Annotated in this window: 33 protein-coding genes and 1 tRNA gene; 21 read left to right on the top strand and 13 right to left on the bottom strand. The window is 68.6% G+C overall.

All coding sequences use genetic code 11. The features are described 5' to 3' along the window. The 9 genes from ACYQZ5_RS04505 to secY are packed head-to-tail and all read left to right on the top strand — an operon-like array spanning position 1 to position 5749. Complete coding sequence (locus ACYQZ5_RS04505; protein ID WP_053948472.1) at positions 1-393, top strand: 30S ribosomal protein S8; 393 nt, start codon at positions 1-3, stop codon at positions 391-393. Then, a complete protein-coding gene (locus ACYQZ5_RS04500) occupies positions 393-929 on the top strand; it encodes a 50S ribosomal protein L6 (protein ID WP_379730972.1) in 537 nt (178 codons plus the stop codon). Before ACYQZ5_RS04505 ends, ACYQZ5_RS04500 begins: the two co-directional genes overlap by 1 nt. Continuing rightward, positions 929-1633 carry a 50S ribosomal protein L32e gene (locus ACYQZ5_RS04495; protein ID WP_379730973.1) on the top strand — a complete coding sequence of 235 codons (705 nt, stop codon included), beginning with the start codon at positions 929-931 and terminating at the stop codon, positions 1631-1633. The genes ACYQZ5_RS04500 and ACYQZ5_RS04495 overlap by 1 nt, the downstream gene beginning before the upstream one ends. Further along, the gene (locus ACYQZ5_RS04490; protein ID WP_053948469.1) at positions 1630-2097 is read left to right on the top strand and encodes a 50S ribosomal protein L19e; all 468 of its coding nucleotides are present in this window, start codon (positions 1630-1632) and stop codon (positions 2095-2097) included. The genes ACYQZ5_RS04495 and ACYQZ5_RS04490 overlap by 4 nt, the downstream gene beginning before the upstream one ends. Further along, complete coding sequence (locus ACYQZ5_RS04485; RefSeq protein ID WP_379730974.1) at positions 2097-2654, top strand: 50S ribosomal protein L18; 558 nt, start codon at positions 2097-2099, stop codon at positions 2652-2654. Before ACYQZ5_RS04490 ends, ACYQZ5_RS04485 begins: the two co-directional genes overlap by 1 nt. Continuing rightward, positions 2651-3304, top strand: a complete 654-nt coding sequence (locus ACYQZ5_RS04480) for a 30S ribosomal protein S5 (protein WP_379730975.1) — start codon at positions 2651-2653, stop codon at positions 3302-3304. Before ACYQZ5_RS04485 ends, ACYQZ5_RS04480 begins: the two co-directional genes overlap by 4 nt. Further along, a complete protein-coding gene (locus ACYQZ5_RS04475; RefSeq protein ID WP_379730976.1) occupies positions 3304-3762 on the top strand; it encodes a 50S ribosomal protein L30 in 459 nt (152 codons plus the stop codon). The genes ACYQZ5_RS04480 and ACYQZ5_RS04475 overlap by 1 nt, the downstream gene beginning before the upstream one ends. Then, entirely contained in the window at positions 3762-4265 is a 504-nt protein-coding gene (locus ACYQZ5_RS04470; protein WP_379818344.1) for an uL15m family ribosomal protein, read from the top strand. The genes ACYQZ5_RS04475 and ACYQZ5_RS04470 overlap by 1 nt, the downstream gene beginning before the upstream one ends. A gap of 2 nt (positions 4266-4267) precedes the next feature. Next, positions 4268-5749 (top strand): preprotein translocase subunit SecY, encoded by a 1482-nt coding sequence (secY, locus tag ACYQZ5_RS04465; RefSeq protein ID WP_379731037.1) that lies wholly within the window; start codon positions 4268-4270, stop codon positions 5747-5749. A 186-nt stretch (positions 5750-5935) separates the two neighbouring features. On the opposite strand, the gene ACYQZ5_RS04460 is transcribed toward secY, so the two are convergent. Next, positions 5936-6736, bottom strand: coding sequence for a TrmB family transcriptional regulator (locus ACYQZ5_RS04460; protein WP_379731038.1), 801 nt, complete (start codon positions 6734-6736; stop codon positions 5936-5938). 347 nt (positions 6737-7083) lie between these two features. Between ACYQZ5_RS04460 and ACYQZ5_RS04455 the strand changes: the two genes are divergently transcribed. Further along, positions 7084-7863, top strand: coding sequence for a TrmB family transcriptional regulator (locus ACYQZ5_RS04455; RefSeq protein WP_379731039.1), 780 nt, complete (start codon positions 7084-7086; stop codon positions 7861-7863). Positions 7864-7910: 47 nt separating this feature from the next. Here ACYQZ5_RS04455 and ACYQZ5_RS04450 read toward each other — a convergent pair whose 3' ends face one another. From ACYQZ5_RS04450 to ACYQZ5_RS04440, 3 genes are all read right to left on the bottom strand, one after another. Further along, positions 7911-8300 carry a DUF7522 family protein gene (locus ACYQZ5_RS04450; RefSeq protein ID WP_379731040.1) on the bottom strand — a complete coding sequence of 130 codons (390 nt, stop codon included), beginning with the start codon at positions 8298-8300 and terminating at the stop codon, positions 7911-7913. Positions 8301-8350: 50 nt separating this feature from the next. Then, a complete protein-coding gene (locus tag ACYQZ5_RS04445; RefSeq protein WP_379731041.1) occupies positions 8351-8506 on the bottom strand; it encodes a hypothetical protein in 156 nt (51 codons plus the stop codon). Between the two features lie 173 nt (positions 8507-8679). Beyond that, entirely contained in the window at positions 8680-9168 is a 489-nt protein-coding gene (locus ACYQZ5_RS04440; protein WP_379731042.1) for a redoxin domain-containing protein, read from the bottom strand. A 333-nt stretch (positions 9169-9501) separates the two neighbouring features. Between ACYQZ5_RS04440 and ACYQZ5_RS04435 the strand changes: the two genes are divergently transcribed. The 7 genes from ACYQZ5_RS04435 to ACYQZ5_RS04405 all read left to right on the top strand — a co-directional run bounded on the left by ACYQZ5_RS04435 (position 9502) and on the right by ACYQZ5_RS04405 (position 15785). Continuing rightward, positions 9502-9741 (top strand): UPF0058 family protein, encoded by a 240-nt coding sequence (locus ACYQZ5_RS04435; RefSeq protein WP_379731043.1) that lies wholly within the window; start codon positions 9502-9504, stop codon positions 9739-9741. Between the two features lie 170 nt (positions 9742-9911). Continuing rightward, a complete protein-coding gene (locus ACYQZ5_RS04430; protein ID WP_379731044.1) occupies positions 9912-10097 on the top strand; it encodes a DUF7511 domain-containing protein in 186 nt (61 codons plus the stop codon). A 76-nt stretch (positions 10098-10173) separates the two neighbouring features. Further along, positions 10174-10599, top strand: a complete 426-nt coding sequence (locus ACYQZ5_RS04425; protein WP_379731045.1) for a universal stress protein — start codon at positions 10174-10176, stop codon at positions 10597-10599. Continuing rightward, positions 10596-12833: an amino acid permease gene (locus ACYQZ5_RS04420; protein ID WP_459845302.1), complete on the top strand. Its 2238-nt coding sequence runs from the start codon at positions 10596-10598 to the stop codon at positions 12831-12833. The genes ACYQZ5_RS04425 and ACYQZ5_RS04420 overlap by 4 nt, the downstream gene beginning before the upstream one ends. Before the next feature lie 146 nt (positions 12834-12979). Then, positions 12980-13897: an alpha/beta hydrolase family protein gene (locus ACYQZ5_RS04415; RefSeq protein ID WP_379818341.1), complete on the top strand. Its 918-nt coding sequence runs from the start codon at positions 12980-12982 to the stop codon at positions 13895-13897. Positions 13898-14445: 548 nt separating this feature from the next. Further along, positions 14446-15441, top strand: a complete 996-nt coding sequence (locus tag ACYQZ5_RS04410) for a DUF7490 domain-containing protein (protein ID WP_459845300.1) — start codon at positions 14446-14448, stop codon at positions 15439-15441. Next, positions 15438-15785, top strand: coding sequence for a DUF8060 family membrane protein (locus ACYQZ5_RS04405; protein ID WP_379732726.1), 348 nt, complete (start codon positions 15438-15440; stop codon positions 15783-15785). Before ACYQZ5_RS04410 ends, ACYQZ5_RS04405 begins: the two co-directional genes overlap by 4 nt. On the opposite strand, the gene ACYQZ5_RS04400 is transcribed toward ACYQZ5_RS04405, so the two are convergent. Further along, positions 15786-16643, bottom strand: a complete 858-nt coding sequence (locus ACYQZ5_RS04400; RefSeq protein ID WP_379818928.1) for a ZIP family metal transporter — start codon at positions 16641-16643, stop codon at positions 15786-15788. Positions 16644-16703: 60 nt separating this feature from the next. Then, a complete protein-coding gene (locus tag ACYQZ5_RS04395; RefSeq protein WP_379818927.1) occupies positions 16704-17939 on the bottom strand; it encodes a hypothetical protein in 1236 nt (411 codons plus the stop codon). Positions 17940-18023: 84 nt separating this feature from the next. Between ACYQZ5_RS04395 and ACYQZ5_RS04390 the strand changes: the two genes are divergently transcribed. The 3 genes from ACYQZ5_RS04390 to udk are packed head-to-tail and all read left to right on the top strand — an operon-like array spanning position 18024 to position 20222. Then, the gene (locus ACYQZ5_RS04390; protein ID WP_459845297.1) at positions 18024-19280 is read left to right on the top strand and encodes a geranylgeranylglyceryl/heptaprenylglyceryl phosphate synthase; all 1257 of its coding nucleotides are present in this window, start codon (positions 18024-18026) and stop codon (positions 19278-19280) included. A 26-nt stretch (positions 19281-19306) separates the two neighbouring features. Continuing rightward, positions 19307-19483, top strand: a complete 177-nt coding sequence (locus tag ACYQZ5_RS04385) for a hypothetical protein (RefSeq protein ID WP_379732872.1) — start codon at positions 19307-19309, stop codon at positions 19481-19483. A 49-nt stretch (positions 19484-19532) separates the two neighbouring features. Beyond that, on the top strand, positions 19533-20222 hold the full coding sequence (udk, locus tag ACYQZ5_RS04380) for a uridine kinase (protein WP_379732870.1): 690 nt from the start codon (positions 19533-19535) through the stop codon (positions 20220-20222). Between the two features lie 468 nt (positions 20223-20690). Here udk and ACYQZ5_RS04375 read toward each other — a convergent pair whose 3' ends face one another. From ACYQZ5_RS04375 to ACYQZ5_RS04350, 6 genes are all read right to left on the bottom strand, one after another. Next, a complete protein-coding gene (locus ACYQZ5_RS04375) occupies positions 20691-21479 on the bottom strand; it encodes a DUF7260 family protein (RefSeq protein WP_459845295.1) in 789 nt (262 codons plus the stop codon). Beyond that, complete coding sequence (locus ACYQZ5_RS04370) at positions 21476-21763, bottom strand: DUF7552 domain-containing protein (protein WP_379818277.1); 288 nt, start codon at positions 21761-21763, stop codon at positions 21476-21478. Before ACYQZ5_RS04370 ends, ACYQZ5_RS04375 begins: the two co-directional genes overlap by 4 nt. Before the next feature lie 225 nt (positions 21764-21988). Beyond that, the gene (locus ACYQZ5_RS04365) at positions 21989-22306 is read right to left on the bottom strand and encodes a DUF5785 family protein (RefSeq protein WP_379732513.1); all 318 of its coding nucleotides are present in this window, start codon (positions 22304-22306) and stop codon (positions 21989-21991) included. Between the two features lie 219 nt (positions 22307-22525). Further along, a tRNA-Ser gene (locus ACYQZ5_RS04360) sits at positions 22526-22607 on the bottom strand. A gap of 49 nt (positions 22608-22656) precedes the next feature. After that, positions 22657-22914, bottom strand: coding sequence for a hypothetical protein (locus ACYQZ5_RS04355; protein WP_379732512.1), 258 nt, complete (start codon positions 22912-22914; stop codon positions 22657-22659). 43 nt (positions 22915-22957) lie between these two features. Next, entirely contained in the window at positions 22958-23704 is a 747-nt protein-coding gene (locus tag ACYQZ5_RS04350) for a hypothetical protein (protein ID WP_379732514.1), read from the bottom strand. 97 nt (positions 23705-23801) lie between these two features. Here ACYQZ5_RS04350 and ACYQZ5_RS04345 point away from each other — a divergent pair, with 97 nt between their 5' ends. Further along, positions 23802-24011, top strand: coding sequence for a hypothetical protein (locus tag ACYQZ5_RS04345; RefSeq protein WP_379733252.1), 210 nt, complete (start codon positions 23802-23804; stop codon positions 24009-24011). Between the two features lie 13 nt (positions 24012-24024). Here the strand turns inward: ACYQZ5_RS04345 and ACYQZ5_RS04340 are convergent, their stop codons facing one another. Next, entirely contained in the window at positions 24025-24660 is a 636-nt protein-coding gene (locus tag ACYQZ5_RS04340) for a uracil-DNA glycosylase (protein WP_459845292.1), read from the bottom strand. Positions 24661-25100: the final 440 nt, after the last annotated feature.

The following is a 25100-nucleotide window of genomic DNA, read 5'->3' as shown; positions in this document are numbered from 1 at the left end:
ATGGCAGGAAACGACCCACTGGTGAGTGCCCTCTCCGGCATCGACAACGCCGAGAGCGTCGGGCACCTCGACCACACGGTAGCACCCGCCTCGAACGTGATCGGCAGTATCCTCGAGGTCTTCTACGACCGCGGGTACATCGGCGGCTTCGAGTTCGTCGACGACGGCCGAGCAGGCAAGTTCGAGGTCGAACTGAGTGGCGCCATCAACGACTGCGGGGCGGTCAAGCCCCGCTACTCGGTCGGCGCTGACGAGTACGAGCAGTGGGAGAAGCGGTTCCTCCCGGCCCGTGACTACGGGTCGCTCATCGTCACGACCAGCCACGGCGTCATGAGCCACTACGAGGCCCGCGAACAGGGCATCGGTGGCCAGATAATCGCATACGTCTACTGATGAGCAGGACAGAACTCACTATCCCGGACGACGTCTCCGCGGAGCTCGACCACCTCGACCTGACCGTCGAGGGTCCCAACGGCTCGGTCACCCGACGCCTCTGGTACCCCGACGTCGACGTCAGCGTCGAGGACGGCAGCGTGGTGATCACGGCGCCCGAGGACTCGGACGCCAACACCCGCGCGACGGTCGGCACCTTCGAGAGCCACGTTCGGAACATGTTCCACGGCGTCACCGAGGGCTGGACCTACGAGATGGAGGTCTTCTACGCCCACTTCCCGATGCAGGTGGAAGTGCAGGGCGACGAGATCGTCATCGAGAACTTCCTCGGCGAGCGCGCCCCGCGGCGGACGCCGATCCGGGGCGACACGCAGGTGGAAGTCGACGGCGAACAGCTCACCCTGTCGGGCTCCGACAAGGAGGCCGTCGGGCAGACCGCAGCGGACATCGAACAGCTCACGCGGGTCAGCGACAAGGACAACCGCGTGTTCCAGGACGGCGTGTACATCACGCAGAAACCAACGGGTGATGCCTGATGGCTGACGACGCACCCGAAGAGATCGAGGACATCAGCGGCGTCGGGCCTTCCAAGGCCGAGACGCTCGCGGAGGCCGGCTACGACTCCGTCGAGGACCTCAAGGCCGCCTCGCAGTCCGAACTCGCCGAGGTCGACGGGGTCGGCAACGCCCTCGCGGCCCGGATCAAGGCCGACGTCGGCGGCCTCGAAGTCGAAGAGGAGACCGAGGCCGAGATCGAGGACGAGGCCGAAGAGGAGGCCGAGGAAGAGGAGGAGGTCGAGACCGAGCTCCAGCCTCGCGGCCACGCCGACAAGACGCCCGACCTCGACGACGAGACCGCGGCCGCGCTCGCACAGAAGCACCGCGAGGGTAAGCCGCAGTTCAACCGACAGGACTACCACAAGAAGAAGCGCGTCCCCACCTCGTGGCGGCGCCCCCGTGGTACCCTCTCGAAGCAGCGCCGCTCGATCAAGGGCAAGGGCCCGAAGGTCGAGGCCGGCTTCCGCTCGCCGACGGCCGCCCGCGGCCTGCACCCGAGCGGCTTCGAGGAAGTGTACGTCCACAACGTCGACGACCTCGACGGCGTCGACGGCGACACGGAAGCGGTCCGTATCGCCTCGAAGGTCGGCGCCCGCAAGCGCGAGCGCATCGAGGAGGAGTGTGAGGACGCCGGCATTCGCGTCCTCAACCCGACCTACGTCGAAGTGGAGGTAGAGGAATGACGGATCTGAGCGCACAGAAGCGACTCGCAGCCGAAGAGCTGGACGTCGGTGAGAACCGCGTCTGGTTCGACCCGGAGGCACAGGACGAGCTCGCGGACGCGATCACCCGCGAGGACATCCGCGACCTGATCGCGGACGGAACGATCCGCGCGGAAGACGAGAAGTCCAACTCCCGCGGCCGTGCCCGCGACCGCAAAGCGAAGCGCGACTACGGGCACCAGACCGGCGCCGGCTCCCGGAAGGGGAAGTCCGGCGCCCGCCGCAGCGAGAAGGACGAGTGGGTCAGCCGGATCCGCGCACAGCGCTCCCGGCTGAAGGAGCTTCGCGACGACGAGGAGGTCCTCGACGCCTCCCAGTACCGCGAGCTCTACAACAAGGCCAGCGGCGGCGAGTTCGACAGCGTCGCCCGACTCGAGGCCTTCGCGGAGAACAACTACGACGTCGAGATCGGAGGCGACGACTAATGGCAACAGGACCACGATACAAGGTGCCGATGCGTCGTCGCCGTGAGGTCCGAACGGACTACCATCAGCGGTTGCGCCTGCTGAAATCTGGCAAGCCTCGCCTGGTCGCCCGGGTGAGCAACAAGCACGTCAGGGCGCAGCTGGCCAGTCCCGGACCGGACGGCGACGAGATCCACGCCGCAGCGTCCAGCGAGGACCTGTCGGAGTACGGCTGGGAGGCCCCCACGGGCAATCTCCCGAGCGCGTACCTGACGGGCTACCTCGCGGGTCTGCGCGCGATCGAGGCCGGCCTCGAGGAGGCCGTGCTCGATCTGGGTCTCAACACGGCGACGCCCGGCAACAAGGCGTTCGCAGTACAGGAAGGTGCAATCGACGCGGGGCTCGAGATCCCCCACAGTGACAGCGTCCTCGCGGACTGGTCGCGCAACCGCGGCGAGCACATCGCCGCCTACGCCGAGCAGCTCGAGGACGATCTGTACAGCGGGGAGTTCGACGCCACGGAGCTGCCCGAGCACTTCGACGAAGTGCGCGAGACGCTCCAGGAGGACCACGAATGAGCCAGAACGACGGCTGGGAGCCGGTAACCCGGCTCGGCAAGCAAGTGCAGGACGGAGAGATCACCTCCATGCAGGAGGCGCTGGAGTCCGGGCTCCCGCTGAAGGAGCACGAGATCGTCGACCAGCTCCTCCCCGGCATGGAGGACGAGGTACTGGACATCAACATGGTCCAGCGCATGACCGACTCCGGCCGGCGGGTGAAGTTCCGCTGTGTCGTCGTCGTGGGCAACCGCGACGGCTACCTCGGCTACGCCGAGGGGCGAGACGATCAGGTCGGCGGCGCGATCCAGAAGGCGATCGAGGTCGCGAAGCTGAACGTGATCAGCGTCGACCGCGGCTCCGGCTCCTGGGAGGACCAGGCCGGCGGCGTGAACTCGCTGACCCGGCGTGCCGAAGGCAAGGCCGGCTCCGTCGAGGTCGAGGTCATCCCGGCCCCGCAGGGGCTCGGGCTGGCCGGCGCCGAGACCGTCCGGAACATCCTCGAACTGGCCGGGATCCAGGACGCCTGGACCCAGTCCAACGGGAACACCCGGACGACGGTCAACCTCGCGAAGGCGACGTTCAACGCGCTCGAGAACGCCTCGCAGGCACGCACGCCTGACCGCGCGCGACGCGTCCAGCGAGAGGCTGAAGACGGGGTGAGCAACTGATGCGAGCGGTCGTCCAACTCCGCGGCAACATCGACATGACCGCGGGCCAGCGCGACACGCTGGACATGCTCAACATCGGCCGCGTCAACCACGCGACGCTCGTCCCCGAGACCGACACGTACGACGGGATGGTCGCGAAGGTCAACGACTTCGTCGCCCACGGCGAGCCCTCGGTGGAGACGCTGGCGCTCGTGCTCGAGACGCGTGCGGACGCGCTCGACGCCGAGGCCGACGTCGACGAGGAGTACCTCGCCGAGGAGACCGACTACGACAGCTTCGAGGCGCTGGCGGAGGCGCTGCTGGCGGAGGAGACGACGCTGCGCGAGCAGAACATCTCCCCGACGCTGCGGCTCCACCCGCCCCGCGGCGGCCACGACGGCATCAAGCATCCGGACAGCACGGGCGGCGAGCTCGGTCCCCACGAGGACATCGACCCGCTCCTGGAGGCGATGCGATAATGACCAGCAAGAAACGACGCCAGCGCGGTTCCCGCACGCACGGCGGCGGCAGCCACAAGAACCGGCGCGGTGCCGGCCACCGTGGCGGCCGCGGCAACGCGGGCAGCCGCAAGCACGAGATGCACCACTACGGGTCCTGGGCGAAGCACGGCTTCACCCAGCCCGAGGACGCACAGGACACCGTCGCCGAGGTGCGCGTCCAGAAGATCGACGAGGACGCCGCGCTGCTGGCGGCGGAGGGCCTCGCCGAGAACGACGACGGCGCCTACACCATCGACGCCCGCGACGTGGCCGAGGACGGCTGGGAGGCCGACGTGGTGAAGGTGCTCGGCAACGGGCAGGTCCGACAGGAACTGCACGTCACCGCCGACGCGTTCAGCGACGCGGCAACTGAGCTGATCGAGGACGCCGGTGGCTCGACCACCGTCTCCGAGCGCGCCCAGGAGCGTGCCGAGCGCGAGGCGGAACAAGCCGCCGAATCTGAAGAAGCCAGCGAGGACTGACAATGAGCTGGAAGGAGACCGCCGAACCGGTGCTCACGCGGATGCCGACAGTCGCGCGGCCGGAGGGGCACGTCCCCTTCAAGCGCAAGCTGCTGTGGACCGCCGGCATCCTCGTGATGTACTTCTTCCTGACGAACGTCACCCTGTACGGGCTCCAGACGGGGGGGACTGACTTCTACGGCCAGTTCCGCTCGATCCTCGCGGGCGCGTCCGGCTCGATCCTGCAGCTCGGGATCGGGCCGATCGTGACGGCGTCGATCGTGCTCCAGCTGCTGGGCGGGGCCGACCTGCTCGGGCTGGACACCGAGAACGACCCGCGGGATCAGGTGCTGTACCAGGGGCTGCAGAAGCTGCTGGTCGTCGTGATGTGTATCCTGACCGGCGCGCCGATGGTGTTCGCGAGCCCGATCCTGAGCGCCGACCCGGTGGTCGCCGAGTCGCTGGGGATCGGCCTCCGCGGCGTCGAGGCGATTCTGTTCGCCCAGATCCTCGTCGGCGGGATCCTGATCCTGTTCATGGACGAGATCGTGAGCAAGTGGGGCGTCGGCTCCGGCGTCGGCCTGTTCATCATCGCCGGCGTGAGCCAGCGCCTCGTCAGCGGCCTGTTCGGCTGGCAGGGGCTGACGGGCAACAGCGGCTTCGTCTCCTCCTGGATCGGGATCATCACCGGGAGCGCCGAGCTCCCCGGCTCGCCGCTGACGACCGAGGGGCTGAGCGCGATCTTCCTCGGACAGGGGATGGTGCTCGCCATGATCACGACGGTGCTGATCTTCGTCGTGGTCGTCTACGCCGAGAGCGTCCGCATCGAGATCCCGCTCTCACACGCCCGCGTCAAGGGCGCCCGCGGGAAGTTCCCCGTCAAGCTGATCTACGCCAGCGTCCTGCCGATGATCCTCGTCCGTGCGCTGCAGGCGAACCTGCAGTTCCTCGGGCAGATCCTCCACAGCCAGTGGAGCGGCATGCCCGCGTGGCTGGGCGAGTACGACACCCAGACCGGGCAGGTCGTCGAGGGGATCTTCTGGTACCTCAAGCCGATCCAGAGCCCCGACCAGTGGATGTGGTTCGTGGGTGCGACCGTCACCGCCGACTGGTGGCAGGTGCTGCTCCGGATCGGCATCGACCTGACGTTCATGATCGTCGGCGGGGCGATCTTCGCGATCTTCTGGGTGGAGACCACCGGGATGGGCCCGGAGGCGACCGCCCAGCAGATCCAGAACTCCGGGATGCAGATCCCCGGCTTCCGACAGAACCCGCAGGTGATCGAGAAGGTGATGGAGCGGTACATCCCGCAGGTCACCGTCATCGGCGGCGCCCTCGTCGGGCTGCTGGCGGTGATGGCGAACATGCTCGGCACCATCGGGCAGGTCTCCGGAACGGGGCTGCTGCTGACGGTCTCCATTACGTACAAGCTGTACGAGGAGATCGCCGAGGAGCAGCTGATGGAGATGCACCCGATGATGCGCCAGATGTTCGGGTCGGAGTGAGGCGTATCCGGGCCGCAGTGCCCTGATACCCTCGGAGCCGCTCTCCTTCCATATTCGACGCGACACCCGATAGCGGCTGCTGAACCACGCGACGATCACGACGAACACGCGTCGGAAGTACGAGGGAAAATCACCGCCGAGAGGCTCGACGCGGCGGCGGACGTTCGCCACGCCGGCGCGACAGAATCAGTTGGTCGGGTCCCGGGCGGGGATCAGCCCCTGTGCCATGAGGCGCCGGGCGATCACGACCAGCCCGTTGCCGAACCCCTCGCCGAAGATGGCCTGTTCCTTGCCGGTGTCGGGGATGATCGAGCTCACCAGGATCGTCGAACGGTCGACCAGTAGGAGCCGCCCGATCGCCGTCTCGTCCTCGGCGTCCGTGCCGTGGAGCCACTCCAGCCCGGAGACGAACGTCGTGGCGTCGGGGACGGCCACCTGAACCCGGCTCTGGAGCGGCTCCGTCAGCGCGCCGATGACGAGCTCGATGTCGCTGTCGACGTCGTTGAGCGTCGCGACGAGCTCCTCGGTCAGCAGCGACTCGTCGCCGATGACGAGCACGATCTCCTCGGTCGCGGTCTCGAGGAGTTCGTCGGTCCGGTTCTCGATCGCCTGCCGGCCGTTCATCGCCCACACCTCCTGAATCGGGGACTCCTTCTCCCCGTCGACGGCGGAGACCGATCCGAGCGAGTCGTGCAGTCGCTCGATTCGGTCCTCGTACTGGTCGCGGAGCGTCTCGGTCGCCTCCTCCAGCGAGACCGCGCGGAACTTCTGGGGGCTGGAGTGCTGGATCTCGACCAGCCCCTTCGCCTCCAGAACCCGGATTGCGTCGTACACGCGGGTCCGGGGGACCTCGGTCAGGTCGCTGAGCGACTTCGCGGTCCCCGTATTGAGACGAGTCAGACCGACGAAACACCGAGCCTCGTACTCCTTCAAGCCGAGCTGTTGGAGTACCTCGATCGCCTCCCGCACGTTTTCAGGTGTATCCATATGAGCCGACCGTCCGAGAGAACCCGGGGGTCGACACAATGTTTCGGCCGTGTAGGGATAGGTTTTGTTACTGAGTATATAACAGAACGAACAGCCGAAGCACCTTTCGAGAGCGCCTATCGGGAGTCCCTTCTAACCCTCAGGAATCCGTAACTCCCGAAGTGACACGGTGGCGAAACGATTCACGGTGAGCTCGCCCGCGGTGGTGCCGAGGGAAGTAACTCGTTTAATCACAAAAGAGATAACCCGATAGACGCGGCCAGTACGGTACACGAGAGCGCGCGGCGACACCCCGACGGCAGTCCCGCCACCGGCCGGGTGGCAGTCACCGCAAGCCACCACAACCGATGTCCAACGACCCACACCAAGATCCGAAATCGGAGGCTATCGAGCAGCTCGAACGGTTCGGGCTGAACACGTACGCCGCCCGGACGTTCGTGGCGCTCGCGAGCTTAGGCTCCGGAACGGCCCGGGACGTGAGTCAGGTCGCGGAGGTACCGCGCACCCGGGTGTACGGCGCGGTCGAGGAGCTCGAGGACCGGGGACTCGTCGACACGGTCCAGTCGTCGCCCAAGCAGTTCTGGGCCATCTCCAGCGAGACCGCGGGCCGGACGTTCGAACGGGAGTTCGAACGCCGGCTGGAGGTGCTCCGGACGGCGCTGAGCGAACTGGAGCCGACGGAACGCCGGACCGAACAGCGGGGGATCTGGACGGTCGAGGGCCGGACGGCCGTCACGGATCGGCTGCTGGAGTTCTTCGACGTCGCCGAGGAGCGGATCGTCTACCTGACCGCCGAGGAGCGCATCCCCCCCGAACTGGTCGAGGGGCTGCAGGTGGCCGCGGATCGGGGGGTCTCGCTTAGGCTCACTGGCGGGTCGACGACCGGGCAGGAGCAGCTCCGATCGCAGCTCCCGGACGCGACGGTCACCGAGCCGACGTGGGGGTGGTCGGAGACGCGGGCGGGGCGGCTCATGATCGTCGACGGCCAGAAAGTGCTGGTGAGCATCGTCGGCGAAGGCGAGGGGGGCACGGAGACCGCCATCTGGAGCGAAGGAGCCTCGAACAGCCTGGTGATCGTGGTGAAGGCCATCTTCGACGGCGTTCCGGAGCCAGACAGTCCGGCGTAGCGGGCGTCGCCGTCCCGGCCTGTGTCGACCGGATCAGGAACGACGGACTACTCGGTGCCCGAGGAGGGTCGAGGCGAGACGCTGTCGGGGGAGCCGTGTTTCAGACACTCGTCGATGAACCCCGTCAACTGACTGGCTGCCTCCGGCTCCAGCCCGACGATCGCGCCCTCCGTCTCGTTCCACGTCAGGTTCAAAAGCACCGCCTCGTCGCGTACTTGGAGTGTCGCGTACCGCTCGCCCATCTCGTCTTCGATCCCGCTCGGCCCGAGTCCCGTTTTGACGCCACCGTAGATCTTCTCCGTCCGTTCCCGAGCCATCCGCCTGTCGAGATCGTCACGCAGATACGTGATCTCCCACGCGCTCTCGTCGTACGCCGCGACTGCACGGAGGTGGCTCCCGGCACGTCGCCGTAGGTACGCGATCAGTTCCTCAGTCATGGTCCCAAAGCGGGCGGGCCGTGCCGCCGATAGAGCCGGTCGAGTCCTGCTTACTCATCGAGCGCCCCGAACTGGTACTGCAACGCGGTTCGGATGTGGAAGTTCTTCGTCTCGATGGTCTCCGCCTGTAGTGCGAGGTTGAGGTGGTCGATTGCTCCCTCCGAGAAGCTCTCCTTGCGTGTCGCGGCTGTGGTGGACGTTTTCATCTCTGTTCACTCGGTAATAGGCTGCTACGCGTTTAATGAGCCTCATATTACAGATAAGGATTTTTGTGATTGAACGAGTGACATCACTCGATATCGGCCCCCAATATCACCGTGAGAGAGCCTGTTCGAGGGAGAATCAGCCGCCCCCGACTGCCGAATCCGCTCGACCACCGCTAGCAGTACTCCTCCTCGAGAGACAGAACGGTCTCGTGGAGTTCGTCGTAGTTCGGGCTCTCGTAGGCGTCCTCGGTGTGCCACTTGTACCGAATCTCGTTGGACTCGTCGATGGTCACGAGCGCCCGTTTCGGGACGCCGACGTGGTGCTCCCACTCGTCGTAGTTCAGCCCGAACTGTTCGGTGACGCGGCCGGTCGAGTCGCTCAGCAGGGGAAACGGGATGTCGTACCGATCGATGAACTCCTTGTGGGCGTAACAGGAGTCGAGCGAAATCCCGACCACGTCGACGTTCTCGGTGAACGTGAGGTACTCGGCGTCACGGAACCGACAGAGCACGTCGGTACAGACCGGGCTGAAGTCGAAGGGATAGAAGACGAGCACGACGGCGCCCTCCTCCGTGTACTCGCTCAGCCGGTGTTTGCGTATCTCGTCTCCCGCCGTCCCCGGGAGTGCGAAGCTGTGGGCGCTGCTCTCTAACTCTGTCACGGATACACGATCTGCCCGCGGAAGCGTATAATGTTGTATCTTTGAATAGTAGAGGATGTTTGATTAACCGAGTGACAAGACTCCAAAACTGCAACTCGTCGGACGGTCCGTCACGGACAGCATGACGAGACGTTACCGACCTCCGGGAGAGTCAACCCCAGTGTGCCCGACGGACCCGTTTCAACGGGCGGCACAGCGCTGGCCGCTCCACGTAGTCGGGTCGTCAAGTGAGAGGACCCCGTCAGTACGCGCCCGAGCCGACGGACCGCCGGGGACCGTGGTACTCCGACTCAGAGTAAGGTTATAACCCTCCGGCCGATATAGCCGGTGACCATGAAGAAGCAGGAGCTCATCCACCTGCACGGCCTTCTCGCGGAGCTTCAGAGCCAGTTCGACGCTGCGGGGGACACTGTCTCCGAAGAGTACCGGGAGCTGGGCGTGCAGCCGACATCCATCCACCGATCGAAAACCGACCACAAGGCAGCCGTGTTCGCCCTGATTCACGGCGTCACCGACGAACTCGAAGACGACGAGGAGGCGGAGACGGAGACGATCGCCGCCACCGCCGACTGATCCTGCGGCCGCGGCCCGGCCCCGACCACAGACCGAACAGCGACTGCCACGCCGGTTCTCGCCCCGACCGAACGTTCGATTCACGCCGATCGGTACTGAAGCGTTTATCCGTCTACCCTGCGTACTGTCAGGTGAAGCGTGGCGGCCAAAACGCTGGACGAGGGACCACAATGAGTGTACAACAGACGCCATCGGCCGACCCGCTGGCATCGTACCCCGAGTTCGGGCTGAGCTGTCTGTACGACGACGACGACGATCCCTCGGAGGTCACCCTCTTCCCCGGGGAGGAGATGTCGACCACCGAGTGGGTCACCGCCGACGTCGACAGCGCCGTCTCCCTCGACGAGCTTCGGTAGCCGATACCGCCGTTTTTCCCGACCCTGTGACCCGACGGGCACAGCATTAAACCCGGCGGGCACAGTACCGCCGCCCATGAACGACGAGCCGGCAGCCGCACTTTTGTCACACCTACTCGTTCCGGTCGCGACCGAGAAGGACGCCCGCGAGACGGCGGTCGCGCTGGCCCCGTACGACCCCGAGCGCGTGACGGTAGTCCACGTCGTCGAGAAGGGTGGCGGCGTCCCTGACAAGACGCCCGTCGAGCAGTCCGAGTCGATCGCCGAGGCCGCCTTCGAGGCGTTCCGGGAGCAGTTCCCCGACGCCGAAACCGAGACGGTGTACCGCCGCGACGTCGTCGAGGGCGTCATCGACACCGCCGCCGAGATCGGCGCGAGCGCGATCGCGTTCCAGCCCCGGGAGGGGGGCCGCCTCCAGCAGTTCCTCGCGGGCGACCGCACCCTCCGGCTGGTGACCGAGGCCGACCGCCCGGCCATCACGCTGCCGGGACGAACTGAATGAGTGCCGACGAAGAGCTCGCAAAGGACCTCGGCCCGCTCGCGGCGCTGACCATCGGCGTCGGGACGATGATCGGGGCCGGCATCTTCGTCCTCCCGGGGGAGGCGATCACCCGTGCCGGCTCGTTTGCGATCATCTCGTTCGTCCTCGGTGGTGGGATCGCCCTGTTCACCGCGCTGTCGGCCAGCGAACTCGGCACCGCGATGCCCCGTTCCGGCGGCGCGTACTTCTACGTCAACGAGGCGCTGGGGCCGCTGTTCGGCTCGGTCGCCGGCTGGGCGAACTGGCTGGGGCTGGCCTTCGCCAGCGCGTTCTACATGGTCGGCTTCGGCGAGTACGTCGTCGGAATCGCCGGCCTCCCGGACGGGTTCCTGATCGCCGGGTTCACCGTCCCGTGGATCAAGTTCATCGGCTTGATCGCGGCGACGCTGTTCGTGCTCGTCAACTACATCGGCGCCAAGGAGACCGGTCGGCTCCAGAACGTCATCGTCGTCGTGTTGGTGCTGATCCTGACCGTGTTCACGGTGTACGGCGCGACCCGTGCGAGCCCGGCGAACATCCCGGGTTCGAAGGGGTTGACGCCGATGCTGGAGACGACCGGCCTCATCTTCGTCTCCTACCTCGGGTTCGTCCAGATCACCAGCGTCGCCGAGGAGATCAAGAAGCCCGGCAAGAACCTCCCGCGGGCGATCATCGGCTCGGTCGTCATCGTGACGATCATCTACGCGCTGGTGTTGGTCGTGATGAGCGCCGCGGTCGAGCCCGGGTTCATTCAGGCCCAGTCCGAGGCCGACAACATCGCGGTCGTCGAGGTCGCGCGACTGCTGATGGGTCCCCTCGGCGCGGGCGCGATGCTGTTCGGCGGCCTGCTCGCGACCGCCTCCAGTGCGAACGCGTCGATCATGGCGTCCTCACGCATCAACTTCGCGATGGGGCGGGACCGCATCGTTACTCCCGACCTCAACGAGATCCACCCACGCTTCGGCACGCCGTACCGCTCGATCGCGCTGACAGGCTCGTTCATCCTCCTGTTCATCGTCGCCGCACCGATCAACACGCTGGCGTCGATCGGGAGCTTCCTCCACCTCGTGATCTACGGCCTGCTCAACGTCGCGCTGGTCGTGATGCGCGAGGCCGACGCCATCGACTACGAGCCCTCCTTCACCGTCCCGCTGTACCCGTTCACGCCGATCGTGGGCGGACTGCTCTCCTTCGCGCTCATCTACTACATCGAGCCCGTCCCGCGGCTGGTCGGTGGCGTTATCGTGCTGTTCGCGGCGATCTGGTACCTCGGCTACGCCCGAAGCAGGACCGAGAAACAAGGATTGTTGAGCGAGTACATCCTCTCCCGGCAGGAGGAGATGCCCGACGCCGCCGTCGACGCCGCCGAGAGCGTTCGACCGACGGGCGACAGCCAGTTCCGCGTGATGGTGCCGCTGGCCAACCCCGCCCACGAGAAGGAACTCATCACGCTCGCGAGCGCGATCGCCAAGCAGCGCGGCGGGGTCGTCGACGCGGTCCACGTGATCACCGTGCCGGACCAGACCTCGCTGAGCTATGCGGCCGACCACATCGACCGGGTCGAGGAGAACCACCGGACGGTGCTCGAGGACGCCCGGACCGACGCCGAGACGTTCGGCGTCGAGATCGAGGCGCGTACGATTATCTCCCACCGCGGGGTCGAGGAAGTGTTCGACGCCGCGAAGGACCACGAGGCCGACCTCGTGGTGATGGGCTGGGGTCCCGACAGCGGGGGCCGCGTCGAGGGCGCCGTCGAGGAGGTCACGAGCGACCTGCCCTGTGACTTCCTCGTGCTCAAGGACCGCGGCTTCGACCCCGAGCGGGTGCTGATCCCCACCGCAGGCGGCCGGGACTCCGAGCTCTCCGTCGAGATCGGGAAGCTGCTCCAGTCGGAGTTCGGCTCCGATCTCACGCTGCTCCACGTCGCCGACGACGAGGAGGCAGGCCGGGAGTTCCTCGACGGCTGGGCCGAGGCCCAGGGCGTCGACGCCGAGCACCGGGTCGAGACCGGCGACGCCGAGCGCGCGATCGAGGATGCGGCCAGGGATGCGACGCTGGTGATCCTCGGCGCGACCGAACGCGGCGTGCTCTCGCGGATGCTCACCGGCTCGCTGGTGCCCGACGTGGTCGCCGACGTGGACTGCTCGGTGCTGCTGGCCGAACGCAAGCGTGACCGGAGCGTGTTCGAACGCCTCCGCGGGATCCTCCGCCGCTAGACGCGCCGGTCACCCGATCTCGGTTTCCCGCTCTCTTCTCGACCGCCGCCTTCCCCCGCCACCCACGGGAACGCTTTACTCCACGCCGGCGCAACCGCCGCCATGGACCGACTCCGTTCCGATCGCCGGCCCCGCAGGTGGTCGCCGTGAGCGGGAGCCACGCTCGCCGCGGGAAGCCGAGCCGCTACGCGTTCTCGACCCGCGACGTGGGGATCGACGGGCGGCAGGCCCACCTGTTCACGCCGGACCGCCCGACGGACGCGCCCGTGGTCGTGCTCGCCCCCGGCGCGGGACTGCCGTGGCGGCCGACGCTCGAAGCGACCGCCGAGCGGTTCGCGGAGCGGGGGTACGCGGCGCTGGCGTTCGACCACCGCGGCTTCGGCAGCGTCGACGGGGACCGCCTGCTCTCCCCCGGCCGCCAGCGCGCGGATCTCGACGCCGCGATCGAGGCCGCACGGGACGCCCCGGAGGTCGACGGTGACCGCCTCGGGGTGTGGGGGATGGATCTCTCGGCGGGCACCGCGCTCGCGGCCGCCGCGGACTCGTTCGCGGTGGACGCGGTGATCGCTCGCTTCCCCGTGCTCGACGGCGCCACGCTGCTGCCCTCGTGGCTCCGTCCCCGACTCCGCGGGCTGACGCGGGGCGTCGCGGACTACCCCGCCTCGGCGCTGGGACGGCTCCGCGGCGTCGACGCCGACGAGCGAGGGGTCAGGGTGCCGCTGTTCGGCGACGCCAGTGAGGTCGCGGCGGTCGCTGCGACCGGCGCCGCCCGGGACGTGCGCGACCTGCTGGGGCGCGAGCCCGGCACGACGCCCGCACGATCGCTCGTGAAGCTCCAACGCCACGATCTGAGTTCGGTCGTGGCGGACGTGAACTGCCCGACGCTGTTCGTCGCCGGCGAGCACGACGAGGTGGCGCCGCCGGAGGCGGTTTCGGCGGCGAGCGAGTCGGTTCGGGACGCCTCGCTTGTGCGGGTGCCGAGTTCGCACTACGCCGCGCTGGCGGGCGTGGAGTTGGAGCGGACGCTGAACCACGAACTCGCGTTTCTGGACGCTGAGTTGTAGGGTTGTGTTGGGGTGGCGGGTGTGTTTTCTCGAGCGTCGCAGTGGATGTCGATAGGGTGTTTTCCGGACTCAGCAACAGCGTCTCGATCGTTGACCACTTGCGACCGCAGTGCGCCGGGCACGAGGCCCGTCATCAGAAATCGGAGATTTCTGATTGGCAGACGAGAGCTTCGCTCTCGTCGACGGCGCAGCGCCGAGTCCCCACCCCTCCCCCCGCGAGCGCCACCGTGGCGCTCGCGAGGCGTCCACCGCCCCGCTACCGCGCCGCGGTCGCGGTCGGCGCGCGACGTGAGCCCCTCCGTGGGCGAACGAGCGCGCGAGGGACGACTGACCGAGCGAAGCGAGGGAGGGAGTCGGCTGGGGAGGTCTGTGGGCTGTGCGGGACGGCGCGGTCGCAAGGTGCCAAGCATCGAGATGCTGTCGCGGTTGCTGTCTCGGGAACGTCAACTCCGAAGCGGAGAACTAGCCGTCTCACCGGTCAGCGACTTTCCTCTCCAAGACACTCACCGCACACAAAGCACTTGTACGGCTCACGAGTCCTACGGACTATGGACAGCAATAGAGTCCTCGCCGGCGGCGCCGTCGTGGTCGTCGCCGTCGCCCTCCTCGCGGCCGCCGTGCTCCCCGGCGCGGTCGCGGCGCCCGACGACGATCCGATCCGGCCCGGGCCGGTGACCGTCGTCGACGCCGACATCGCGACCGGCGAGATCACGGGCCAGACAGCCGAGTTGGAACTGTACGCGACGCTCGCCCACCGCGGCAACGCCGCGGAGAACGTGACGGTGTTGTTCGAGGCGACCGACGCCGAGTCGGGGCTGCTCGAAGCCTCGAAGGAGGTCAGCGTCGGCGACCTGACCGCCGAGGGCGAGCGCCGCGTCTCGACCACGCTCGAGGTCCCCCGTGACGGGGGGTACGAGCTTGAGGGCGTGGTGTACCGCAACGGCACCCGGGTCGACCAGTTCACCCGCCGAGTCAGCGGCGTCGAGGCGCTCACGCCGGCGTACGCCCGCTCGAACGTGAGCTTCGTCGAGGACCCCGTCCTCGAGCCGGTGTCGGTGTCGATCGCCGACGCCGGCGAGAACCGAACGACGCTCGAACTCGGCGGCTGGCTCACCGCCACCGGCCCCAGCGAGGCCGACTCGCTGTCGGTGACGTTCGTCCTCCGGCAGGCCGAGTCCAACGTCGTCGCCGCCCGGACGAGCGTCGAGGCCGGCGGCCTGCAGGAGGGCCGCACCGAGATGGTGACCACCGAGGTGTCCGTCCCCAGCGAGTACAACTACTACGTCGACGCCGTGCTCACGCGCGACGGCGTGATCGTCGACACCGCGGGCGGGGTGGTGAACCTCGATCCCACCGAGACGCTCGAACGCGACCAGACCCAGCAGGACGTCGAGTTCGACGCCAGCGACTTCGAGAGCGACGAGACGCCCCCCGATCGATCCACGAGGGGCGAAACCACGGCGGCGCAGACGCCCGGGTTCGGCCCGGTCGTCGCCGTCGTCGCACTCCTGAGCGCGGCGCTGCTCGCGCGGAGGCGGCGATGAGCGACGACGAACCCGACGGGGACGCACAGCCCGAGGACCGAGCCACGATCGAGCCAACCATGACCGACCACCCCGACGAGAACGACAGCGATCACGAGGAAACCGAGCCGCATCAGACCGACGAGGGACGCGACCTCCGGCGCACGCTCAACTACGTGCTGTTGGCGGGGCTCTCGCTGGTGGCGCTGATCGCGACGCTACAGCTCTACTTCAACGTCTCCTCGGCGATCAACCAGTGGATCAGCCACGAGTACCGCTCGCTGTTCCAAGCGGCGTTCAACCTCGTCGTGTTGCTGCTGGTCGGCTCGGCGATGGTCTGGCAGGTGCGGCGGCTCCGGGAGTAGTCACGGGCCGCCGGTCACGGCCAGCCACAGCAGGACGACCACGGCGCCGCCGAGCACCGTCGACGCCACCGCGTGGAGCCGGAGCCGATCGAGCACTTCGTGGGCGTCGTCGTCGACGCTCAGCGCGTCGTGGACCTCGCTCCCCAGCTCACACCGCGGGAGGAAGTCCATCGCGACGTGGAGGAACACCCCGGTCGCGAACCCGAACACCAGCCCGTTCACCGGCGGCGACGCCGGCAGCGCGATCGCGCTCGACACCACCGCGACCACGCCGACTCCCGAGGCGGGCAGCAGGATCGGAACCCACGAGCGCCCGTTCCGCTGGAGGCGGTCCGCGGCGGCGTACCCCGCCGGCCCCTTGTGGGAGACGATCGCGACGCCCAGCAGCGGCCCGAGCTCGGGCATGTTGCCGTAGACGATGCCGATGATCGCCCCCGCCGCGGCGGCGTGGGCGGTGAGCTGTGCGACGGTCGAGTCCATCGGCAGCTCCGCGTGGGAGAGCCGGTGGCCGATCGCGTGGCCGCCGAAGCCGACGATCACGCCCGTCGCGACGCCCAGCCCGCCGAACTTGAGGTGGTGGTTCAGCGCGTCCGGGAGCAGGAACAGCCCGACGCTGACGATCATCGCGCCGCTGGCCAGCCCGGAGCCCCAGACGAGCGTCGAGGGGCGCTTCTCACCGGTCCGGCGGGCCAGCGCCACGCCGCCGACCATCGCCGCGAACGCGACCCAGCCGATGCCGACCGGCTTCGTCGCGCCCATCGCGACGCCGGCGGTCGACGCCACGAGCAGCGCCAGCACGCCCGCACCGCCCACCAGCCGCTCGCTCCGCGACGACGTCGGAGTAGCCTCTGTATCCATCTATTTGTGAATCACTGCACCGAAGTTAATAAGCCCTCGTAGTCGGTCCGGTCGACGGCGTTACCGCGGGAGCTTCCCCGGGTCGCCGTCCTGCCGGATGTACTCGACGGCGATGCCCGTGATCGGCGCGTCGGACGTGTCGGCGGCGTCGCGGGCGGCGTCGAGGTACGACTCCGTGATCGAGACGACCCGCTCGTACGCGTCAGCGTCGCTGTCGGCCAGCAGGTACTCCGCGGTGACTGGGGTGAGCTGGCCTTCCCGCACGTCGGCCGCGAAGTCGTCCACGTCGTCCAGCCAGACCTGCGCGCCGATGATGGAGAGTACGACCGCGCGCTCGAACTCCGGGGAGAGTTCGACGCCGGCCTCGCGGAACATCTCGACCATCCCGTGGTAGATCACGCCCACGCGGCCGTACTGAGTGACGAGGTAGGGGAGGTCGAGTTCGGTCTCGTCGAACAGTTCGGGCGTCCCCTCGAACGCCGCGTGTTTGTACTCCTCCCGGAGCGCCTCGCGGGCGGCCGCGGCGTCGGTCGCGTCGCGGTCGGGTGCGTCGACGGTCACGTCCTCGACCGCGCCGGCCTCGGCGGCGTCGACGGCGGCCGCCATCAGCTCCCGGAAGTGCGGGTCGCGGTCCTGATGGGCCTCCGAGCGGTCGACCGCGGCGTCGTAGGCGTCCCGAACGTCGTCGGGGAACGCGGCGAACTGCTCCTGGACCGCGGCCTGCAGCACCTCCTGTGCGACTTCGGCGACGCGCTCGCGATCCGCCAGCGAGAGGTCGAAGTCGACCGCGAAGTCCTCGTACTCCCCGTCGTTGATCGCGTCGCGCATGTCGCCGTCGAGCAGGGCGACGACGACCAGTTCGGCCACCTCGCGGGCGCGGCGCGTCTCCCCGACCAGTTCGACGGGGTCGGCGTCGGTCTCGGTACGGCGCCGGCGGAGCTTCGAGATCGGGTCGGTCGCGCGCCGGCCCGAGACGGGATCGACCCCCGGCGGCGCGACTTCGCTGGCCCGACGGTAGACGTGTGCGAGCGTGAGTTCGACCGGCATCGTGAGCTTGGTGTCGTAGGAGAACTCGACCGATTCCCGGCCGAACTCGGCGGCGAGGGCGGCCTCCACGTCGGCGTAGGCGTCGTCGACCATCCGCTCGATCTCGTCTTCGACGCGCTGCTGGAGGCGGATCGCCCTGAGTTCGAGCGAGCCGCCGGCGGCGTAGTGGCTGAACACCGCGCGGGCGGGCGTCGGGAGCGCGTCGACGCCCGCGAGCCGGTCGGCGACCCGGCGGAGCGGTCCGGACATGGCCGTGGGTGGGCCGACCAGCGGTTTGAAGCTGTCCATCCCCGAACCGACCGGGTTTTTGCCGCCCGGCGGCGAAGCACCCCTATGCGACGGGATCTCGCAGCCCGGGGCGAGCGCGCGGTCGACGCCGCGCGGCTGCTCGCCCGGAGCGCGCTCGACACCAATCCGGTGCCCGACTGGGACCACGTGACGAAAGTCGACCCCGAGGGCGCGAAGAAGCTCCCGCTGCTGTACCCGCTGTGGCTCGCCGAGACCGACGCCGTCTCGGTCGGCGGCTCCGCGGACGTGACGCCGGCGAACACCGAGGCCGCGTTCGACCTGCTGGCGCCGCTGTCGACGCCGGTCTGTCACGAGCCCAGCGGCGCCGACCACGTCACCGAGCAGAGTCAGGAGACCGCCGACCTGCTGCTCGTGCCGGAGGTGCTCAACGGCGATAGCGAGGCGCTCGTCGGGACGCTGGGGGTCGCGATCGAGAGCGTCCGCGAGGTGCTCGCGCCCCAACTCGTCGGCCGGAAGGCGCCGTGGCTGCCCGACCGCGTCGCCGACTGGCTCGCGAGCGTCGCCACCTCGCTGCTGCTCTCGGAGGCGGCGTTCGAGGCGTACATCGTCCAGAACCCCGACAGCGCCGCCGCCCGCGAGGCCGGCGTCGACGAGTCGGACGTGCTCGACCCCGCGACGGCCAAGCGCCGGGCGATGGCCGCCGACCGCCACCTGGAGTCCGAGATCGTCTACCTGGAGTACTCGGGGACGTTTGGCGGCGACGAGGCGATCGAGACGCTCGACCGGATCGACGACGCGCTCGTCCGCTCGCGACTCTGGTACGGTGGCGGGCTCGCGAACGGTGAGGACGTCCGGGCGGTGCGGGAGGCGGGCGCCGACACGGTCGTCGTCGGCGACGCCTTCCACCGCGTGGCCGAGCGGGAGGCCGAACTGCTCGAGGCGGCGGGAGAAGAGCTCGACGACGAGGACGATCCCGAGACGGTTCGCGAGTGGGTCGACGATCGCGTGGACGCCGACGGCCCGGGCGCGCGCTACCTCGCGACGGTGCCGAGCGTCGACGAGCCGGTGGAACTCGCCCGGGAGTACACCGGCGCGACCGTGCGCGCGTGGCTGGAACTGCAGGCGCGCCGCGAGCGGGCCCGCGAGGCCGGCGACGGGACGCCGGTAATCGACGTGCAGGGGACCGCGCTCCGGGCCGCGCTCGCGCCGGTCGTCGACGATCCCGACGCGCTGGCGGCGACGATCGCGCGGGCGGCGTTCGCCGGCCCGGGCGAGGGGAACGGCGAGGGCGAGGCCGAACAGCTCAGCGCCTCGCTGTTCGACGCCGGAGCGTCACACTGACGTAGCCGGGCGTCGCTACCCCGGATATGGTCGACCTACCGGACGCCGCGTTCGTTCTCGGGAGTGGACTGCTCGCGTGGCTCGCCGCCGTCACGGCGACAGACGGCTGGAGCGAGCCCGCGATCGCGGTCTGGGCGGCGGTGCTCACCCTCGGCGTCGCCGCCGCCTTCCTCGCGGGCGACGAACTCGAACTGCCGGGCTGACTGCGCCGAAACAGCAGTTTGAAACGCCGCGCTCTCTTCGAACCGGGCGATGACTATCCCCTCGTTCGTGGTCGGGATCGCCGGCGGCACCGGCGCCGGCAAGACCACGGTCGCCCGCCTGATAACCGAGAGCGTCGGGGAGTCGGTGACGCGCATCCCCCTCGACAACTACTACGAGGACCTGAGCCACCTCGACCGCGAGGAGCGCGAGGAGATCAACTACGACCACCCCGACGCGTTCGAGTGGGAGCTGCTGCGTGAACACCTTCGGCAGCTCTCGGAGGGGCAGGCCGTGGAGATGCCCCAGTACGACTTCGAGATCCACAACCGCAAGGACGAGCGCGTGACGGTGCTGCCGACCGACGTGATCATCGTCGAAGGGATCCTCTCGCTGTACGACGAGGAGATCAACGACATGATGGATCTCCGGCTGTACGTCGAAACCGACGCCGACGTGCGGATCCTCCGGCGGATCAAGCGCGACGTGATCCAGCGCGGCCGGGAGCTGGAGGACGTGATCGACCAGTACCTCTCGACGGTGAAGCCGATGCACGAGCAGTTCATCGAGCCGACGAAGAAACACGCCGACCTGATCATCCCCGAGGGCGCGAACTCGGTGGCGGTCAATCTGCTGGAGGAGAAGATTCAGGCCGAGATCGAGGGCGAGGGGACCCGGACGTGGGAGCGGGGCGCGCTCGATCAGCAGTTGGGCGAGCGGATGTCGCTGGACGAGGAGTAGTCGTTTTTCGGTGGGAGGTGTCTTTCTGTACAGGGCGGAGTTTGCGCGGCTGTTTCTGGTTGATCGGTTAGTGTCTGCGAACGTTGTTGGTGGGTGCACGGAGTTCGAAGACTGACCGCAAACAGGACCGCGGAGTGAGCATGACCACTTGTGACCGCACCGCCCCGCACAGCCCACAGACCTCCCCAGCCGACTCCCTCTCTCGCTTCGCTCGATCGGTCGTCCCTCGCGCGCTCGTTCGCGCACGGAGGCGCTCACGTCGCGCGCCACCGCGGCGGCGGTGCGGTGGCGGTGGACGCCTCGCCGGCGCCAACGGTCGGCGCCGGCGGGGGGAGGGGTGGGGACTCGGTGCCGTGCCGGGCCTCGTGCCCGGCACTCTGCGGTCGCAAGTAGTCAAGCATCGAGATGCAGTTGCTGTCGCAGTCACGCTCCCGAAGACCAACGAACCGAACCACTACCCAAAATCGCTTACGCCCGCCGGGTCAGGTGGTCCCGAACCATCCGCTGACACGCCGCCAGCAGGTCGTACAGCCGCGTCAGCGTCGACAGCACCGGGTAGACGACAGGCAGCGAACTGTAGAGGTACCGGACCAGCGTCCGGTGGGCAACGTCGGCGGACTGGTTCCGGCCCGTCGTCGTCAGCAGTAGCTCCTGTCGGTCGTCGAGCAGTCGATCACACCGGTCACGGAACTCGGCGAGGCGGTCGTGACGCTCCCGAAGCTCGTCGAACCCAAGCGACGACAGCGGCGTCTCGTCCGCCGCCGCGAGCCAGTCCGTGATCTCTCCGACGGCCTCGCCGACCGTGCGGAGCGACTCGGCCTCGCTCTCGAGGGCGTCGAGCGTCGCGTCGATCCCCCGTCGGCGCTCGCGGGTCGCGGTGAGGATCGCCCCCTTCGTCTCCGGGGTGAACGCCGTCTCGGTCGTCGGCGCCAGCGCCAGCGCGATCCCGTCGCCGAGCTCCTCGCGGATCGTTTCGAGCAGCGGCTCGTCGCCCACGTCGTCGACGCTGTACGGCCGGACCGTCTCCGCGAACGCCTCCCGGACCTGCTCGCAGGCGCCGCCGCTCGCGTCCCCGTGGGCGGTTCGGGTCGCGACGCCGCCGTGGGTCGCCCCGACGCTCGCGCCGCGGCCCATCTCCGCCGCAGACAGCGACTCGACGCGGCGCCGGAACGCATCGTACGCCGACCCCTCCTCGGAGAGCACCTCCCGCTCGCGCTCGACCGCGGTCCGCGCGCGGTCGACGTGCGTCTCGATCACTGGCGGGCCCCCGCGCCGTCGGGGTCAGCCTCCGCCCGGATCTCGGGGGTCTGTCTGACGACGATGTCGTACTGCGGAAGCTTCGGGTCGTACCGCCGGAGCGCCGAGCGGTACTCCTCCGTCAGCCGTGCGGCCCGCCGAGCGACGGCGCGGCTCTCGAAGCGACAGCCGTCGGCCGGCACCGGCCGGTCGCCGTAGCGACTGCAGACGAGGTAGAACTCGCCGCGCTCGCTGGCCAGCGCCTCGATCCGCCGTCGGAGCGGGCAGAGTTCTCCCTCGGTCATCGCTCCACCCCCCGCCGCGTCCGGGATAGTCCCGCGGTCGTGGTCGAGTCGCTCCGGTGCCTCGCGGCCGTCGTCCCCGGCTCGGTGGGCGTGTCCCTGCGCCACATACTCTTTAGGCTTGCCTAAACCCATTTAGTCGTTTCGGGTTTTAGGCCAGCCGAAAACAGTCGGGTCGTGAACGCCCCGCCTCGGGTCGGGAAGATAGCGGAGAAGCCGGGCAGTCGGTCAGGCGTCGACGAACTGCTCGGCGCCCTCGTAGAACCAGTAGCCGTTCTCGCGCATCGCCTCGCCGAGGGTGCGGTGGAACTCGACGAAGTCCTCGAACTCCTCGGCGTCGACGTGCTCGAAGATCTCTTCGACGGAGACCACCTGCTCGTGGCTGATTCGGACGGGGTGGTCGCCGTAGTCGGCGACGTACTCCTCGGCGGAGAGCGGGAAGTCCTCCTCCTCGTCGATCTTCTTGGCCAGCACCGCGTGGCCGTACTTGCGGCGGCCTTCGCTCCCCTCCTCGCCGTCCGGGTCGTGGGGCCAGTCGTCGCTCATTGCTCGGTCGTTCGCCCGACCGGCCCAAAGCCTTTACGTTCGACGCGGTCGGAGTCGGTGGTCGAACTCGATACGCGTCGCTGCTCACTATCGTTCACAGCAGACGGTGGGACTGGGATTTGAACCGGAGCCAGACGTGCTCACTCACTGCGTTCGTTGCGCGCGACTGGCAGGGTTCAAATCCGACACGCGTCGCTTCTCACTGTCGTTCAGAGACGACGGTGGGACTGGGATTTGAACCCAGGAGGCTGACGCCACCGGTTTTCAAGACCGGCGCAATAGGCCACTCTGCCATCCCACCGCGCGTCCGGCCGTACTCGCTCGGGTGGGTTGAAGCTACCGTTCCGGAATCACTCCCCGCCGGCGTACCGAACTCCCAGCCAGAACGCGGCCGCGGGGACGAGCAGGTACGTGTAGGCGCTGCCGAGCATCGTGTACGTCAGCACTGTCTGCCCGACGCTGCCGAACGTCGGCAGCCACGCCGGGAGGCCGGACTCGACCGTGCGCTGGACAACGATATCGAGCGCGCCTTGGAGGGCGAAGATCCCCACGACCAGCACGACGAGGGCGAGGGGGTAGCGGAGCCGTCGGGAGTCACGGACCGACATATTTGCCGGTTCTCCACGAGCCGGTAAAAGTCTTGGGCGGCCGTTACTGCCGAACGAGGCCGTCTTCGTCGACGACCAGCCCGTACTCCTCGATCAGCGCGGTCGTGGACTCGGGGACCGCCCGCCCGGCGGCGACCCGCGCGCGGACCTCCGCGACCACGCTCGCGAGGTCGTCGCCGGTTTCGACCGTCGGCTGGGTCGGGACGAACTCGGTGTCGTGGCCCGCGCCACGGGCCAGTTCCGCGAGCGTGTTCAGCGCCGGCGGCGCCATCGCGTCGGTGAAGTCGATCGTGTCGGTGAAGCCGGCGTAGTACACCGAGCCGCGGGCGCCCGGCCCCAACACGACCTCGTTGGTGCGGAGCTTCATCGCCGCGGAGTCGATGCCCGTCCGCGTGACGAACGGCGTGTTCCCGAGCAGCACCGCCACGGAGCCGACCTCCTCCTCGGTTTCGAGCAGGTGAGTGACGGTGTTGCCCACGCGGGCGCTGGTCGTCGAGCCGACCTGCGGCTCGAAGCGCACGTCGCTCACGTCCTCCAGCGCGTCGGCCGCGAGCGCACGCAGCTCCGCCTCGGGGGTGGCCTCGGTCCGGTGTGCCTCGGGGAGCAGGTCCTCCGGCAGGTAGTTCACCAGCAGGTCCGCGCCGGAGCGCTCGACGGCCCGCATGGTGTCTTTGTCCATCGCGGCCGCGAGCTCGGCGGCCTCCGACTCGCTCAGCGGGCTCGTCGCCGCGAGGTCGGGAAAGCGGAGTCCGGGGCGTGGCGGATCGGCGAGCAGCACGACGACTGTCATCGTCGACTCTCGGCCCGCGGCGCGCTTGAATCCGGCGGGTCGCGACCGCCGGGGCGTCGAGCGCCGCGCTTAAGCGACTGCCCGCCGACGCGCCGGTATGCTCGACTCCCGCGCGGCCGGACTGCTCGCGTCCGGCGTCACGTCGGCGTTCGCCCTCGGCGGACTGGGAACGTTCCTGCGACTGCTTCCCGACTCGGCGAGGCTCGCACCCACGGCGGCAGTGTTCGCGTTCGTCGCGGTGGTCGTCGCCGCCGGCGTCGTCGTCGGGAGCCGTAGCGTTCCGAACGGGACGGCGTACTGGACGTAGCCCGAGCGACCGGCTACCGACTCCTGCGGCCCTTCGTCTGCCGGTAGTCCCGCGAGAAGACGTTCTCCGTCATGTGCTCGACGAACGCGGCCTCCTGCGCGTCGGTCTGCTCCCCCGGCGGGATCATGGGGACGAGTTCGAACCCCCGACCCCGGACGGTCGTGGCGTGCTCCTCGGACACGTCGAAGCTGTCCGGCGATCGCGTGGTGTACTCGATCGCGAGCTCCCGCAGCGCGCGGTCGCCGATGGGGACGATGATGTGGGGGTTGATCATCCGGAGTTCGGCGTTGAGGAACGGCTCGCAGTTCCGCACCTCCGCGTCGGTCGCCGCCCGCTCGGGGTGGCGGCAGCGCGAGAGGTAGGTGAGGTAGACGTTCTGGAGGTCGGGCTCGGCAGCCCCCGGTGCCGAGCGCGAGAAGCCGAGTTCGCCGAGGATGCGCTGGACCCGCTCGCCCGCGGCGTCGCCGGTGAACGGCACGCCCGTCGCTTCGGCGCCCGCGGTCGGCGACTCGCCGACGAAGACGAACTCCGCGCCGGCGTCGCCGTAGCCGTGGACCACCTGCTCCCGGCAGTCGGCGAGGGCGGGACAGTTCCGGCAGTCCTCGTCCATCGCGAAGGGGTTCGAGAGTTCGTCCTGGTGGGCGTCCACTGCTTCGGGTCTGGTGTGGCTGGTGGAAAAACGGTTCGCTGATGAGTGAGGTTCGTGCGAGGTAGTCGGTGGGGGTGCGACTGGGAAATCGGCGACGACTGTGCTACCGCGACCGCGAACAGTACCGCGGAGCGAGCATGACTACTTGTGACCGCAGTGTGCCGGGTACGAGGCCCGGCACAGCACCGAGTCCCCACCCCTCCCCCCGCGAGCGCCGACGGTCGGCGCTCGCGAGGCGTCCACCGCCACCGCACCGCGGTCACAGTGGCGCGAAGCGCGTGCGCCCTCGTGGCGCACGTCAGCGCGAGGGACAACTGAGTGAACGCAGTGAACGAAGGAGTCGGCTGGGGAGGTCTGTGGGCTGTGCGGGGCAGTGCGGTCGCAAGTGGTCTAGCGTCGAGACGCTGTTCCTGTTCACCATGCCGGCACACACGAACGAA

The sequence above is a fragment of the Halolamina salina genome, assembly GCF_054653455.1.
The sequence above is the reverse complement of the archived record's forward strand: the minus strand, read 5'-3'. Positions and strand labels throughout refer to the sequence as shown.